Source organism: Paraburkholderia sp. HC6.4b, from assembly GCF_014200875.1.
Taxonomy (GTDB): domain Bacteria; phylum Pseudomonadota; class Gammaproteobacteria; order Burkholderiales; family Burkholderiaceae; genus Paraburkholderia; species Paraburkholderia tuberum.
Genome location: NZ_JACHDC010000016.1, coordinates 191,298 through 206,084, shown reverse-complemented (window position 1 = coordinate 206,084; position 14,787 = coordinate 191,298). Strand labels below are relative to the sequence as shown.

At 66.1% G+C, this 14,787-nt stretch carries 11 protein-coding genes; 3 read left to right on the top strand and 8 right to left on the bottom strand.

Annotated elements, in window-relative coordinates; translation table 11 throughout:
• The first annotated feature begins 136 nt into the window (after window positions 1-136).
• Entirely contained in the window at window positions 137-1,444 is a 1,308-nt protein-coding gene (locus tag HDG34_RS24155) for a solute carrier family 23 protein (RefSeq protein WP_184051238.1), read from the top strand.
• Between the two features lie 62 nt (window positions 1,445-1,506).
• On the opposite strand, the gene HDG34_RS24150 is transcribed toward HDG34_RS24155, so the two are convergent.
• Window positions 1,507-3,162 carry a Na+/H+ antiporter gene (locus tag HDG34_RS24150; protein ID WP_184062702.1) on the bottom strand — a complete coding sequence of 552 codons (1,656 nt, stop codon included), beginning with the start codon at window positions 3,160-3,162 and terminating at the stop codon, window positions 1,507-1,509.
• A 312-nt stretch (window positions 3,163-3,474) separates the two neighbouring features.
• Here HDG34_RS24150 and HDG34_RS24145 point away from each other — a divergent pair, with 312 nt between their 5' ends.
• Window positions 3,475-4,761, top strand: a complete 1,287-nt coding sequence (locus HDG34_RS24145; protein ID WP_184062700.1) for an EAL domain-containing protein — start codon at window positions 3,475-3,477, stop codon at window positions 4,759-4,761.
• 35 nt (window positions 4,762-4,796) lie between these two features.
• Window positions 4,797-5,513 carry a copper homeostasis protein CutC gene (locus tag HDG34_RS24140; RefSeq protein WP_184026264.1) on the top strand — a complete coding sequence of 239 codons (717 nt, stop codon included), beginning with the start codon at window positions 4,797-4,799 and terminating at the stop codon, window positions 5,511-5,513.
• 17 nt (window positions 5,514-5,530) lie between these two features.
• Here HDG34_RS24140 and HDG34_RS24135 read toward each other — a convergent pair whose 3' ends face one another.
• The 7 genes from HDG34_RS24135 to HDG34_RS24105 form a co-directional block, all read right to left on the bottom strand.
• Entirely contained in the window at window positions 5,531-9,118 is a 3,588-nt protein-coding gene (locus HDG34_RS24135; protein ID WP_184062698.1) for an indolepyruvate ferredoxin oxidoreductase family protein, read from the bottom strand.
• 243 nt (window positions 9,119-9,361) lie between these two features.
• The gene (locus HDG34_RS24130; protein WP_184062696.1) at window positions 9,362-10,324 is read right to left on the bottom strand and encodes an ion channel; all 963 of its coding nucleotides are present in this window, start codon (window positions 10,322-10,324) and stop codon (window positions 9,362-9,364) included.
• A 226-nt stretch (window positions 10,325-10,550) separates the two neighbouring features.
• Window positions 10,551-10,796 (bottom strand): hypothetical protein, encoded by a 246-nt coding sequence (locus tag HDG34_RS24125; protein ID WP_184051250.1) that lies wholly within the window; start codon window positions 10,794-10,796, stop codon window positions 10,551-10,553.
• A gap of 76 nt (window positions 10,797-10,872) precedes the next feature.
• Complete coding sequence (locus tag HDG34_RS24120) at window positions 10,873-11,103, bottom strand: hypothetical protein (protein ID WP_018419210.1); 231 nt, start codon at window positions 11,101-11,103, stop codon at window positions 10,873-10,875.
• Window positions 11,104-11,256: 153 nt separating this feature from the next.
• Window positions 11,257-12,165, bottom strand: coding sequence for a carbohydrate kinase (locus tag HDG34_RS24115; protein WP_184062694.1), 909 nt, complete (start codon window positions 12,163-12,165; stop codon window positions 11,257-11,259).
• Window positions 12,162-13,463: an AGE family epimerase/isomerase gene (locus tag HDG34_RS24110; RefSeq protein ID WP_184062692.1), complete on the bottom strand. Its 1,302-nt coding sequence runs from the start codon at window positions 13,461-13,463 to the stop codon at window positions 12,162-12,164. Before HDG34_RS24110 ends, HDG34_RS24115 begins: the two co-directional genes overlap by 4 nt.
• The gene (locus tag HDG34_RS24105) at window positions 13,460-14,446 is read right to left on the bottom strand and encodes a LacI family DNA-binding transcriptional regulator (protein WP_090805561.1); all 987 of its coding nucleotides are present in this window, start codon (window positions 14,444-14,446) and stop codon (window positions 13,460-13,462) included. The genes HDG34_RS24110 and HDG34_RS24105 overlap by 4 nt, the downstream gene beginning before the upstream one ends.
• Window positions 14,447-14,787: the final 341 nt, after the last annotated feature.

Below are 14,787 nucleotides of genomic sequence, written 5' to 3'. Positions count from 1 at the left end.
CTCGTTTCCCGAGCCACTCGTCGGCCCGCTTGCCAGCCCTTATTGCTCTCCGTAAACTCGCGCGTAACTTTTGCCGGACCCACGCCGCAGCGCGTGATCGGCACACACCACGCCGACCCTGAGGAGAATCCCCGCGATGGCCGCATCCTATTTCCCCCGCTGGCGCCGCCAGCCTGCCGGCGCCGAAGGCGGCATCGTCGGCATCGACGAACGGCTCGGGTGGCCGCAGATGTTTGCGATGGGCGTCCAGCACGTCGTCGCGATGTTCGGCTCGACCGTGCTCGCGCCGCTGCTGATGGGCTTCGATCCGAACCTGGCCATCTTCATGTCGGGGATCGGCACGCTGCTGTTCTTCGTGCTCGTCGGCGGGCGCGTGCCGAGCTATCTCGGTTCGAGCTTTGCGTTCATCGGCCTCGTGATCGCGGTGACCGGCTACGGCGGACACGGCGCGAACCCGAATATTGCGGTCGCGTTGGGCGGCATCATCGCGTGCGGCGTCGCGTACGGGGTGATCGGTCTGATCGTGGCGGCGGTCGGCACGGGCTGGATCGAAACGCTGATGCCGCCGGTCGTGACCGGCGCGATCGTCTGCGTGATCGGTCTGAACCTCGCGCCGATCGCCGTGCATGGCGTGAGCGGCAGCAATTTCGAGTCGTGGATGGCGCTCGTCACGGTGCTGTGCGTCGGCGCAGTCGCGGTGTTCACGCGCGGCATGCTTCAGCGTCTGCTGATCCTGGTCGGCCTGCTGCTCGCCTACGTCATTTACGCGATCGTCACGAACGGCCTCGGCATGGGCAAGCCGATCGATTTCTCGATCGTCGCGAACGCCGCGTGGTTCGGCATGCCGCACTTCATGTCGCCGGTGTTCGACCCGCACGCGATGACGCTGCTCGCGCCGATCGCGGTGATCCTCGTCGCCGAAAACCTCGGCCACATCAAGGCCGTCAGCGCGATGACGGGCCAGAACCTCGACCGCTACATCGGCCGCGCGTTTCTCGGCGATGCGCTCGCGACGATCGTGTCCGGCTTCGCGGGCGGTACCGGCGTGACCACGTACGCGGAGAACATCGGCGTGATGGCGGTCACGAAAATCTATTCGACGCTGGTGTTCGTGATCGCCGCGTTGATCGCCCTCGTGCTCGGCTTCTCGCCGAAGTTCGGCGCGGTGATCCAGACGATTCCGGGACCGGTGCTGGGCGGTGTGTCGATCGTCGTATTCGGGCTGATCGCGGTGACGGGCGCGCGCATCTGGGTCGTCAACAAGGTCGACTTCTCCGACAACCGCAATCTGATCGTCGCGGCCGTCACGCTCGTGCTCGGCGCCGGCGACTTCTCGCTGAAGCTCGGCAGCTTCGGGCTCGGCGGCATCGGCACCGCGACGTTCGGCGCGATCATCCTGTACGCGCTGCTGAGAAGAAAGCCGACGCAAGGGCCGGTGGCCTGAGCGTCTTTTATCGGCACTGGCATGTCAAGCGCCGGTGCCGATGCCAATGCGGCAGCCACCTCCTACCTTTTGCGCGCGGTCAGCGCCGTTTCCGACAGATCCACCTCGCGCATCAGCTTGTACAGCGTCTCGTCGTTGATGCGCTGGGTGTCGCGCAGGTCGAGCAGCGTCTTGCGCTCGGCGCGCATCGCCGCGAGCTTCATGCGGAATTCGAGGGCATCGGCACGGCGCGCGAGTTCGCGTGGCGCCTGTTCGTCGTCGAGCGTCGCGAGCCGGCGGCGGTACAGGTCCATCACCCGCGCGGTTACATCGGTCGCATACGCCTGAGCCGATTCCTCGAGGTCCGCGCATTCCGTGTCGTGCAGATGATCGACCGCGCGAATCGCCGACTGCGCGGCGAGCGTACGCGCGAGTGCTTCCTCTGCGGCATGCGGGTCCTTGCCGCGCCGCCAGCCGCGCAGCAGCAGCGGCAACGCGACCACCGCCACCAGCAGCGACACCAGGATCACCCCCGACGCGATGAAGATCGCGAGATCGCGTCCCGGCAGCGGCGTGCCGTTCGGCAGCACCTCCGGCAGCGACAGCACGCCCGCGAGCGTCACCGCGCCGCGCACGCCGGCCACCGTCGTCACCGACACCATGCGCAACCCGGGCACTGCGTTCGCGACGCCGTGCTTCGTCGCGCCGCGGCTCGCGAACCAGCGCAGCAGCCACACCCACGCGAAGCGCATCGCGTACAGCGCGAGCGCCACCGCAACGATATAGCCGATCAGCAGCGCGACCTGCGCGTCGTTGGTTTCGTGCGCGTCGAGCAGCGCGCGGCCGAGGATGTGCGGAAACTGCAGGCCGAGCATGATGAACACCATGCCGTTGAACACGAACTCGATCATCGTCCACGTGCTCGAGGCCCGCACGCGCGAGGCGACCTGCCATTTTTCCGTGATGCTCGCGTAGTTCATCATCATGCCGGCGGAGACCGCGGCGAGAACGCCCGACAGCTCGAAGCGCTCGGCGGTCAGATAGGCGGCGAACGGGATCAGCAGGGTCATCACGACGCCCGGCGCGGGATCGCCTTCTTCGGTGAGATTCAGGAAGCGCGCGGACACGAAGCTGAACACCGCGCTCACCGCCGCGCCGACCGCGAGGCCGCCCACCGCGATGATCACGAAGCTCACCGACGCTTCACGCAGCGAGAACGCGCCGGTCAGCGCGGCGGCGATCGCGAACTTCAGCGCGACGAGGCCTGACGCGTCGTTCATCAGCGCCTCGCCTTCGAGGATATGCATCAACTGGACCGGAATCTTGCCCTTGCCGGCGATGCCGGACAGCGCGACCGCGTCGGTCGGCGACAACACGGCGGCGAGCGCGAATGCGACCGGCAGCGAGATCTGCGGCACCAGCGCGTGCACGAAGTGACCGACCACCAGCACCGTCATGAACACGAGGCCTAGCGCGAGCATCAGGATCGCGCGGCGCGCCATGAAGAACTCGCGCTTCGGGATGCGCCAGCCGTCCGCGAACAGCAGCGGCGGGATGAACAGCAGCATGAAGATTTCCGGATCGAACGCGACGTGCAATTCGAGGCGCGGCCACGCGAGCATCGCGCCGATCGCGATCTGCACGAGCGGCAGCGGCAGCTTGAACGGCAGCGCGCGGGTCAGCATGCCGGACGCGGCGACGGCGAGTAGCAGGATCAGGACGGTAAAGACAATTTCCATCGTGTGTTTCGGGGGATGCAGGGTTGTCCCGGGAGAGGGCGCGATGCGCAGGGTCGAGTGTAGCCCGGCGGCGCGCGCAGTTGCCGCGAGCTTCGCCGCGACGTGGCCTGCGAATCCGTGCACCGCAACGGTGCGCGCGACGCCCACGGGCGGCGCACGAGCGCTGTCGCCGGTGCAATCTTTCGAGCGAGTTATAGCGCAGTGTGCGCCAGCGTGCGCATGGACCTTGCTTAACCGGTAACGATGACGCACATTTTGAGAGCTCGTTGCCGGTCGCGTTCGGACCGGCCGGCTCTCGCGTGAGAGGATTGCATGACGATTGCGCAACAGGACAGGGCGGCGAGCGTGCCGCACGGCTTCGAGGTCGAGGTGAGCTCGGGCCTTCAACGCTATTCGGTGCAGCACGGCGAACTGACGCTTACCAGCGTGTTCCAGCCGATTTTCAGTCTGTCGCACCTGCGCGCGGTCGGCTATGAGGGCTTGCTGCGCGCGCACGACGCGCTCGATCGCGCGGTGTCGCCGCTCGATGTGTTCGGCGAGGCCGCGCGCCTCGGCGACGCGCTGCAGGTCGACCGGCTGGCGCAGACGCTGCATCTGGAGAACTTCAAGGTGCTCGGCGCCGAGCGCGAATGGTTGTTTCTGAACGTGCACCCGGGCGTGCTGACCGACCCGTATCTCGCGGCCGCTTTGCTCGCCAATCTGCGGCGGCTCGATCTGTCGCCACGGCGCGTCGTGCTCGAAGTGCTCGAGCAGAGCGCCGAAGATCTCGATCGACTTGCCGACGCGGTGCGCGAGTTTCGCGAGCGCGGCTTCCTGATCGCGCTCGATGATTTCGGCGCCGGCCATTCGAACATCGAGCGGATCTGGCAACTGAATCCCGACATCGTGAAGCTCGACCGCGTCATGCTGTCGCATGCCGCGCATCGCGCCGACATGGCGACGATCCTGCCGGGGCTCGTGGCGATGCTGCATGAAGCGGGCAAGCTCGTGCTGATCGAGGGCATCGAAACCGAGCACGAAGCGCAGATGGCGCTCGCCTGCAATGCCGACTTCGTGCAGGGCTTTTTCTTTGGCCGGCCGAATCCGGGTGTTGCCGATCCGATCCACGCGGCGGTTTGCATCGGCGAAGTCACCGAGCGTTATCGTGAGCAGGCCGAGGCACGCGAGCGGCGCAGCGCGAGTCGGCTCGCGCCGTATCTGCGCGCGTTCGAGCGCGCCGCGGAGCGTCTCGCCGCCGGTGAGCCGCTCGACGAGGTGTGCTGGAATTTCCTCGCGCTCGATCACGTGGCGCGCTGTTTTCTGCTCGACGCGAAGGGGCGCCAGGCCGGCCGCAACGTCGTGCTGCGCGCCGATCGCGCGGCGCACGAAACGCGCTTTCTGCCGCTCGCCGACGCGCAGGGCGCGAACTGGCTGCGTCGTCCGTATTTCAGCGTCGCGATCAATGCGCCGGAGCGGGTGCATGTGACGCGGCCGTATCTGTCGATCAACGAGGCGTTGCCGTGCGTGACGCTGTCGGTGGCAACGCGCGTCGGCAGCGAGACCTGCGTGCTGTGCGGCGATATCGACTGGGTCGAAGACGAACGCGACGCGCGCATCTGACATGATGTCGTTTTCAACGACACCAGGTTGCGCTCATGTCCGTGCTGCTCGAAGTGATTGCCACGACCGTCGCCGATGCGCGCGCTGCCGCGCAGGCCGGTGCCGACCGTCTCGAACTCGTGACCGCGATGGGCGAGGGCGGACTGACGCCGAGTGTGGGGTTGATCGAGGCGGTGGTTTCAGCGGTCGGCGTCCGGGCAGCGGGCGTACCCGTGAACGTAATCGTGCGGCCGCATAGCCGCGCGTTCGTCTACGACGCCGACGACTACGCGGTGATGCTGCGCGACATCCGGGCCGTCAAGGCGGCCGGCGCGAACGGCATCGTGATCGGCATGCTCGATGCCGAGCGGGCGATCGACCGCGAAGGTCTCGCGCGCGCGTGCGAAGCTGCCGATGGACTCGCGATCACGTTCCATCGCGCGTTCGACGAGGCGCGCGATCTGCGCGAAGCGCTCGACGTATTGCTCGGTTTCGAGGCGGTGACGAATGTGCTGACGTCGGGCGGACAGCCGTCGGTGCTGCGGGCGCAAGCGACGATCGGCGAACTGCTGCGGCAGGCTGCCGGCTCGCATTGCACGGTGCTCGCCGGTGCCGGCTTGACGGTCGATGCGGTCGCGGAGTTCGTGAGCAAAACGCACGTCGAGGCCGTGCATTTCGGCTCCGGCGTGCGCGTGAACGGCAACGGACTCGCGCCAGTCGATCCGGCGAAGGTGATGCAGGTGAGGGCGCTGCTCGACGCAATGCAACGGTGAGCAGCGCAACGAACCACTTACTTCGCGACCACCACCGGAATGCCGCGCAACTGTCCGGCGCCCTTCATCTCCTCGAGCGACTTCTTCACCGCGACACCCGTCGCCGCATCGATGCCGAGGCGCGCGGCGAGGTCACGCTCACCACGCTTGACCCCCGCCAGATTCGCCAGCTTCACGTGCCCATACCCGCGCACGCGCGCATGCAGTTCAGCGAGTTTCGCGACGTCGTCGAAGTGGCTCGCGTCGAGTTTCGCTAGCGCACGGTGCAGCGTGGCTTCGTAATCGCTCGCGAGCTCGCGCTCCATCTTGCGCTCGAGCGTGCGGCCGAACGGATCGAGCGCAGAGCCACGCAGACCGCGCCATTTCGCGAGCAGGCCGAGCACGGGCCACATCCACTGACCATAGGTTTTCTTCGTCGGCACGGCGCCGGGTTGCGCGCGCGTGAGCGTCGGCGGCGCAAGGTTGAAGCGGATCGTGAAGTCCTTGCCGGCGACGCCCTCGAACTGCGCTTCGAGCGCATCGCGGAACGCGGCATCCGTATGCAGACGCGCAACTTCGTATTCATCCTTTACCGCGAGCAGCCGGTAGAACGTGCTCGCGACCGCGCGCGTCACGCGCTCGCTCGCCGCATCGACGGCGGTTTCCGCGCGCCGTGCCGCATCGACGAGCGAGCGATACCGCTTCACATAAGCCGCGCCGCCATACGCGAGCAGCCGTGCTTCGCGATGGGCGATCAGCTCGTCGAGCGTATCGACCCGCACGCTCGGCTTCGGTGCATGACGCGACTGCCACAGCGATTCGAGCGCGGCGGAATCGGCCGCTGCCATGCGCCCGATCGAGAACGCGAGCTGGTTCATCTGCACGGCGACGTTGTTCAGTTCGATCGCGCGCATCATCGCGGCGAACGACACCGGCACGAGACCGAGCTGCCACGCGAAACCGAGCATCAGAATGTTCGCGCCGATCGTATCGCCGAGAAAACGCGTTGCGAGTGCTTGCGCGTCGCACGTCGACATACGCTCTTCCCCGGCCGCGTGACGCATCTTGTCGATCAGCGCGTCGGCATGCAGCGTCGCATCCGGGTTCTGCACGAAGCTCGCGTTCGGAATCGCATGCGTGTTGACGACGATGCGCGTGCGGCCATGTCGCACCGTCTGCAGTGCATCGGCACTCGCGCCGACCACCATGTCACAGGCGAGCAGCACGTCGGCCTGCTGCGTGTCGATGCGGACCTGGTTCAGCCATTCGTCGCGGGCGGCAAAGCGCACGAACGACAGCACCGCGCCGCCCTTCTGCGCGAAGCCCATGAAGTCGAGCACCGACGCGCTCTTGCCTTCGAGGTGCGCGGCCATGCTGATCAAGGCGCCGACCGTCACGACGCCGGTACCGCCGACACCCGTGATGAGGATGTCGTACGGCGCGGCATCGAGTTGCGTCGCGGGAATCGGCAACGCGTCGACGTGCGTGGCGAGCGCCTGCGGATCGAACGCGTCGCCCGCGGCTTTTTTCAGCGTACCGCCTTCGATGGTGACGAAGCTCGGGCAAAAGCCGTTCACGCACGAGTAGTCCTTGTTGCACGACGACTGATCGATGCGGCGCTTGCGACCGAGCGCGGTTTCCACCGGTTCCACCGACAAACAGTTCGACTGCACGCCGCAATCGCCGCAGCCTTCGCAGACTTCCTCGTTGATGAAGAGCCGTTTGTTCGGGTCGGGGAATTCGCCCTTCTTGCGGCGCCGGCGTTTTTCGGCCGCACAGGTCTGGTCGTAGATCAGCACGGTCACGCCGTCGGTGTCGCGCAACTGGCGCTGCACCGCGTCCATCTCGCTGCGATGGTGAAACGTCGTGCCCTGCGGAAACTGGCCGTGATGACCGTCGTATTTCTCCGGCTCGTCGCTGACCACGACGAAGCGCGACACGCCCTCGGCTTCGACCTGTCGCGCGATCTGCGGCACCGAGATGCTGCCGTCGACCGGCTGGCCGCCCGTCATCGCGACCGCGTCGTTATAGAGGATCTTGTAGGTGATCGTCGCGTTCGCGGCGACCGCCTGGCGGATCGCGAGAATGCCGGAGTGAAAGTAGGTGCCGTCGCCGAGATTCTGGAATACGTGGCGGGTTTTCGTGAACATCGAATGCGCGGCCCAGTCGACGCCTTCGCCGCCCATCTGAATCAGCCCGGTCGTGTCGCGCTCCATCCACGACGCCATGAAATGACAGCCGATGCCCGCCTGCGCGATCGAGCCGTCCGGCACTTTCGTCGACGTGTTGTGCGGGCAGCCGGAACAGAAGTACGGCGTGCGCTTCACGCTGTCCGCCGCGTTCGACAGGATCTGCGGCGCGACCAGATCGACGACGCGTTCACGGCGATCGAGCGCCGGCTTGTGCTTCGCGAGCCAGTTCGCGAACACCGGGAGAATGCGCGACGGCCGCAATTCGCCGAGCGACGACAGCAGCAACGTGCCATCTTCGGCGTGCTTGCCGACCACGACCGGCCGTGTGCCTTGTGTGCGGTTGTACAGATAGTCCTTGATCTGTTGCTCGATGACCGGGCCTTTCTCTTCGATCACGAGCACTTCGGACAGACCCGACACGAACGCGTCGATGCGCGTCATCTCCAGCGGAAACGACAGCCCGACCTTGTAGATGCGCACGCCGGCCGTGTCGAGATCGGCGACCGTCAGATCGAGCCGGCGCAGCGCTTCCATCAGATCGAGATGCGCCTTGCCACAGGTGACGATGCCGACATTGGCGTGCGGGCTCGGCGCGATCCATTTGTCGATGCTGTTCATGCGCGCAAACTGGCGCACCGCGTCGAGCTTCGCGTGCAGACGCGCTTCGATCGTCAGGCTCGGCAGATCGGGCCAGCGGTTGTGCAGACCGCCGGCTGGTGCTTCGAATTCCGGTGGCGGTGTCCATTCGGTTTGCAGCGCGTCGAGATCGACGGTCGAGCCCGATTCGACGGTCTCCGAAATGGCCTTGTAGCCGACCCACGCACCGGAGAAGCGCGACAACGCCCAGCCATACAGGCCGAATTCGAGCATGTCCGCGATGTTCGACGGATTCACGACCGGCATGTGCCAGCCGATCAACGCGAAGTCGCTCTGATGCGGCATCGACGACGACACGCAGCCGTGATCGTCGCCCGCGACCACCAGCACGCCGCCGTGCGGCGACGAGCCGTACGCGTTGCCGTGCTTCAAGGCATCGCCCGCGCGGTCGACGCCCGGGCCTTTGCCGTACCACATCGCGAATACGCCATCGACGGTGCGCTCGGGATCGGCTTCGACGCGCTGCGTGCCGAGCACGGCGGTGCCGCCGAGTTCTTCGTTGATCGCGGGCAGAAAGCGGATGTCGCTGGCGGCGAGCAGTTTTTTTGCCTTCCACAACTGCTGATCGACCATGCCGAGCGGCGAGCCGCGATAGCCGCTGATGAAACCGGCCGTGTTCAGGTTGCGGGTCTTGTCGAGCGCGCGCTGCATCAGCGCGAGGCGCACGAGCGCCTGCGTGCCGGTCAGAAAGATCCGGCCGCGCGTCGCGGTGAGATTGTCGGAAAGCTTGTAGTCGGCGAGTGCGGGCGTGCCGTCGATGGGCAGGCGAGCGGTCATGGGGGAGTCTCCAATGTTCTGGCTTCGCGCGCGGGCGGTGGGGTCACGGATGCCGCGCAGCGAAAGAGACTCTATTTTTTAGCGCTCATGAGAGTGAATTATTTCTTCTTTAATCGGGCGTGCGCGAATGGGCGCGACGAGTCGCGCGTTTCGGCCCGCTTTTGAGCCGGATTTGCCACGCGGCGGCGCGCTTCGGGTATGCCCTGGGGTATCGTGAGGCGGCGAATGGGACGATGGCTATTGCTATTGCGCCGTGTTCGCCGCGATGTCCGGTTGGAGCGGTGCCGCATCGAGCGGCACGATTTCGTCGAAGTGCGCGTAGTCGATGTGGCTCACGCCGTCGCGCTCACTCATGATGTCGACGAACCGGTGCTGCCAGACGATCTGGTCGCAGGTCCACATGTGGCGCGCTTGCATGGTTTGCGACGTCGATTCGTCGATGCCTTCGAGCGTGAGCAGCAGCGAAACGTCGCGGCCTTTCAACGATTCGGCGTTTTCGCCGAACAGCGGGCTCGCTTCGTCGATGATGTGCATCAGCGTCCAGCCGAGCTTGAAGACCGGGTGCTGGTCGCGCACCAGCGCGAGGTCGTAGAGCTTGCGCAGCGTAAAGCCTTCGATCGAGGTCTCCAGACGCATGATGCGCAGCCGCGCGCGTGCCTCGGCGATCACGTTCTGACGCGCGTTGGCCGAGCGCACCATCAACGTCATGCGGCCGTCGATCGGCCGGATCACCGCGTAGCGCGCGAACATGATCTTCGCGTGCGGCCGCGAAAAGCGCGCGAAGATCAGTCCGGTCGCCAACGCGATGCTCGACATGCCGATGAAGATTTCGAGCGTCGCGATCCAGTGCGCGTAGACGGTTTGCGGATGCATGTCGCCGTAGCCGACCGTCGCAAGGGTTTCGACGCTAAAGAAGAACGCACCGCCGAAGCCCTTCGGAAACTGATTCGCGATCGGAGCGTCGCCGAACATGTAGAGCGTGGCGAACACGATATTGAGCAGCAGGAACAGCAGCGCGAGCGACACGAAGAACCCCGGCCAGCGCACGCCGAGCGCGCGGTGATACAGGTCTTGCCACAGCGGCGTCGGCATGCCGTGCGCTATCACCACGCGATCGTCGAGACGCATTTCGCGACTGCCGTGCGCGCGGCGCCTCGCGTCGGTGTCGCCGAGCGTGGAAAAACGGTCTGACGGTTCGCTTGCCATCACGCGCTCGTGGGAATCAAGACGTGGACAGCGTAGCATGGCGCGCTGCGCGAGTTCCCGCGCGGTGCGAAGGCGGCGCGGCGCGATGTATCGCCAGGGTGCGAGGTTGCGCGATGCCGTCGTTGAAATGCTTCCGGGCGCGTCCCGGAATTCAGGCTGGGTCAGGTCGCATCACGCGCGGCGTGCGGGTCGGGCGCAGCCGCGCGCCACACCCACCCACTCGCCGTCACGGAAACACGTGCGGCTTCGGAATTCCCGCGCCATGCTCGATATCGTCGACCGCCTGCCGATGCGCACTTTCCACCGCTTCGGCCTGCTCGGCATAACCCGCGTCGCCGCCGACCGTGGTCCACGCCTTGACGGCCTTCTCGCGATGACGGATTTCGTATTCCGCGTCCCAGCGCGCGCCACTGAGTTCGAGCGGACGAACGTGAATCGAATACACGCCGTATTGGAACAGCTGTTCAGCCATGATCGCCTCCAGCCGGCCGATCCGGCAGCGGCGCGCCGATGCGCGAGGACGCGCGACGCGCAGCCCCTGGTTCGGCCTACAGTTCGATTTCCCCGAGGATACGATGTGCGAGCGCTTTGGCTTCTTCGAGCGCTTCTCCCGGCGTCGACGACGTCGAGTCGACTTCGTAGAGCGTGGTTTCCTGATCGGCGCTGGGTTCGCCTTCGTCGCGCGCGAGGGTGACGACACCTTGCCAGGCGTCATGTGCGACTTCTCTTATCGACGCGGTGGCCGTGTAGAGCCCTTTGGTGTAGGTGACGTCCTCCATGGCCTCGCTCCTTTTCGCAAAGGTTTCGATGTTTTCATCCTAGCACGGCGTGGCGGGATCGGTTCCCGCCCGGGGCAGCTTCGCGCCGCGCGACGTGCTCGACATCCGTTACGCTACGCGCGCCCCAGGGCAGCAGAATTACAGCGTCGCGTTTTATAGCAGCGCGACCACCTCGTCGAGCGTCGGCGCGTGCGCGCCGGCGTGCCCGCAAGCCGCCGCGCCGGCCGCGAGCGCGAATGCGAGATGCTCGGGCCACCCGCGTTGCGGCGCGCTCATCAGGCTGAACAGCAGACCGCCGATCGACGCATCGCCCGCGCCGACCGTATCGACCACTTCGACGCGCGGCGGCTTCGCCTCGATCACCGCGGCGCCGTCGAGCAGCATCGCCGCTTCGGGGCCGCGCGTGACGAGCACGGTGGCGGCGGGATTCATCGCGCGCAATTGCGCGAGCGCGGCGGCTTCGTCGCTGGTCTTGAAGATCATGCGCAGGTCTTCGTCCGATACCTTGATCAGATCCGCGAGCGCCGCCATCTTGCGCAGCGTCGGCTCGTAGCCGTGCTCCATCAGGTTGCGATAGTTCGGATCGAAGCTGATCTTCACGCCGTGCGAACGCAACTCGGCGGCGAGTTTCGCCAGTGTGTCGCCGAGCGGCTGACGCACGAGGCTGATGCAGCCGAAGTGCGCCCACTTCACCGCGTTCATCCAACCGGCGGGCAGCTTCGCCGGCTCGAACGCGAGGTCGGCGCCGTTCTCGCCCATGAAGAAGTACGCGGGCGGATGCGTCTGATGCACGATCGCGAGCAGCGGCGGGCGCTCGACGCGCTGCAGGAAGCGCATGTCGAGGCCGGCCGCGACGCTCGCGTCCCACAGCTCGTCGGAAAAGTTATCGACGCCGAGCGAGCCCGCGCACGCGGTCGGCAGGCCGAGCCGCGCGACGCAGCGCGCGGCGTTCCAGCCCGCGCCGCCCGGACGCGACAGCCAGTGCGATGCGCCGGTGCGCACGAGATCGGTCAGGATGTCGCCGGCGGATACGAAAACGGGGAGGTTGGTCGTCGCGCTCATTGTGCTTTCTCCGCGGAAGCCGCTGCGGCGGGAGCGGCTGATTCAGCCGCAGCGTTTTCGCCGAGCGCATGGGCGAGCACTTCGTAGCACGCGCCCATCGTGTGATAGTCGGTCTTGCCGGCCGGGCTCTTTTCGTCGCTGTACTTGCGGTTGTCGCAGGTGAGGATGCGATACCAGGCGCCGTACTTGTGGTCCACGAAGTGCGTCCAGCTATAGCGCCAGATCTCGTCGTACCAGTCCCAGAAGCGCTCGTTGCCGGTGCGCTTGCCGAGCAGCGCGGCGGTCGCGAACGTTTCGGCCTGCACCCAGAAGTACTTGTCGTGATCGCACACGGTGCCGTCGGGGCCGAAGCCGTAATAGAGGCCGCCGTGGTCTTCGTCCCACGCGTGCGTCATCGCGGCGTCGAACAGTTCGATCGCGCGCGGCAGCAGCCACGGCAGCGGACGGAAGCGTTCGAGAATCAGCAGCAGCTTCGCCCATTCGGTCTGATGACCGGGCTGGAAGCCCCACGGACGGAAGATGTTCGAGCTGTCCTCTTCGTTGTAGTGCCAGTCGACCGACCAGTCCGCGTGAAAGTGCTCCCACACGAGCCCTTGCGACAGCTTCGCCTGGCGCAGCGTGATATTCGACGCCACGCGCTCGGCGCGATCGAGATACACCAGATGACCGGTCGCTTCGTGCGCGGCGAGCAGCGCCTCGGTGGTATGCATGTTCGCGTTCTGCCCGCGATACGTGCTGACATGCCAGTCGGCCGACGCGTCGTCGGCATAGAGGCCGGCGGCGGCGTCCCAGAAGCGGTGCTCCATCAGCTCGAAGGTCGCGCCGATCATCGGCTTCGCTTCCTCGATGCCGGCCATCGCCGCGTGCGAGTACGCGAGCAGCACGAACGCGAGGCCGTAGCAGTGGCGCGTCGCGTCGAGCGTGCGCCGTTTGCCGTCGCGCCATTCGATTTCCCAGTCGTAGCCCTCGTGCTGCGAGTCCCAGTGCGCGTCGCGCAGAAAGCGCAGGCCGTGGCGCGTGTATTCGAGGTGCTTCGGGTCGCCGAACTGCCGGTACGCCATCGCGTAGTTGAACACGTAGCGGCAACTGCTGACCAGGTGGCGCGTGGTGCGGTTGTAGATCGAACCGTCGTCGCGCAAGAAGTGGTAGAAGCCGCCGCTCGGGTCGAGCACGTTCGGCGCATAGAAGCGCAGCGTGTCTTCGATGTGCGCGAGCAGGAACTCGCGCTTGCGGAAGCTGGCGAACGGCGGCGCCTTCGCGGCGTCGCTGGAAAGTTGAAGCGGATCGGTTAGCGTCATGGCGTTTTCACCAAAGTACTGGCACGGGCAACGAGTTGAACGGGCAAGCGGACTTCGAGTTCGGCGGGCGAGTCTTCGAGCAGCAGTTCGACGCCGCGTCGGCCGAGCGCTTCCTTGTCGACCGCGATCGTCGATAGCGGCGGGGTAGCGTGGGCGGCGGCGGGGATGTCGTCGAAACCGATGATCGCGATGTCGTCGGGCACGCTGAAGCCGCGCGCGAGACACACGCGCAGCGCGGCAAGCGCGGCGGCGTCGTTGAACGCGAATACGGCGTCGGGGCGCGGGCCCGGCGCGTCGAGCAGGCGCTGCATCGCGCGCGCGGCGCCGGTGTCGGGATCGAGCCCGGCGTCAATGTTCACTTCGAGCGACGGATCGAACAGCAGCCCCGCTTCGAAGAATGCGCGCCGGTAGCCGAGCGCGCGCTCGGCGATGCTGAAGTGCGCGAGCGAGCCGCCGATGAACGCGACGCGCTTGCGCTGCTGCGCGAACAGATGGCGCATTGCGAGCGTGGCGCCGCCGGCGTTGTCGAGATTGACCGAGCGCAAGCCCGGCGACCATAGATCGATCAGCACCAGCGGGCGTTGCATCGCGACCAGCGTGGCGAGCGTTTCGGGCTCGACGAAGCCGGCGATCGCGACGGCGTCGGGCGCGTGCAGGCGCATCTGGTGAATCACGTCCTCGGTCGGCCCGGCAGTCAGCACCGACGGCACGATGCCGCGCTCGCGGCACGCGTCTTCGACACCGTGCAGCACGTGCGAGAAGAACGGGCTCGCGGCGAAGTTGTTGTGCTGACGATGCAGCAGGAAAGTTAGCCGGCGGATGCGCGGACGCAGCTGCGCCGAGTCGTAGCCGAGCTGGCGCGCCGCTTCGACGACGCGTTCGCGCGTGGCCTCGGAAAGGCCCGGCTGATTCTTGAGCGCGCGCGACACGGTGCCGATCGAAACGCTGGCCGCGCGGGCGACGTCGCGGATGGTTGTGGCCATCGAATGAAGCTGCCGCGCGAGGCGAGGCAGCACGGGTTCAGGTCGGGCGATTGTATAGTAAAACGCAGCTAAAGCCGCTCGCAAAACGCCAGCATGACACAGGTAAATACCCGTATTGTATGGAGTTGTCGGAAATTAAAATGTTTAGTAAAACAGGCTAAACAGCAGGCGGGCCGCCGTTTTCGAGACGGTTCGAGAATCGTCCTATGCCATCCGGCCGAGGCGACAACGAGAGCGTTTGCGCGTGAAATAACGACAAAGGCCAGTGAAGAGCCAAAAGAAAAGCCGCCCGAAGGCGGCTTGCTTCACACGATCAAAACGACGCTCAGGGAGGGCGCTAA

Bases quoted from the DNA above. Each gene is read 5' to 3' on its own strand.
- HDG34_RS24155 (WP_184051238.1), top strand. From the start codon at position 137: ATGGCCGCATCCTATTTCCCCCGCTGGCGCCGCCAGCCTGCCGGCGCC.
- HDG34_RS24150 (WP_184062702.1), bottom strand. From the start codon at position 3,162: ATGGAAATTGTCTTTACCGTCCTGATCCTGCTACTCGCCGTCGCCGCG.
- HDG34_RS24145 (WP_184062700.1), top strand. From the start codon at position 3,475: ATGACGATTGCGCAACAGGACAGGGCGGCGAGCGTGCCGCACGGCTTC.
- HDG34_RS24140 (WP_184026264.1), top strand. From the start codon at position 4,797: ATGTCCGTGCTGCTCGAAGTGATTGCCACGACCGTCGCCGATGCGCGC.
- HDG34_RS24135 (WP_184062698.1), bottom strand. From the start codon at position 9,118: ATGACCGCTCGCCTGCCCATCGACGGCACGCCCGCACTCGCCGACTAC.
- HDG34_RS24130 (WP_184062696.1), bottom strand. From the start codon at position 10,324: ATGGCAAGCGAACCGTCAGACCGTTTTTCCACGCTCGGCGACACCGAC.
- HDG34_RS24125 (WP_184051250.1), bottom strand. From the start codon at position 10,796: ATGGCTGAACAGCTGTTCCAATACGGCGTGTATTCGATTCACGTTCGT.
- HDG34_RS24120 (WP_018419210.1), bottom strand. From the start codon at position 11,103: ATGGAGGACGTCACCTACACCAAAGGGCTCTACACGGCCACCGCGTCG.
- HDG34_RS24115 (WP_184062694.1), bottom strand. From the start codon at position 12,165: ATGAGCGCGACGACCAACCTCCCCGTTTTCGTATCCGCCGGCGACATC.
- HDG34_RS24110 (WP_184062692.1), bottom strand. From the start codon at position 13,463: ATGACGCTAACCGATCCGCTTCAACTTTCCAGCGACGCCGCGAAGGCG.
- HDG34_RS24105 (WP_090805561.1), bottom strand. From the start codon at position 14,446: ATGGCCACAACCATCCGCGACGTCGCCCGCGCGGCCAGCGTTTCGATC.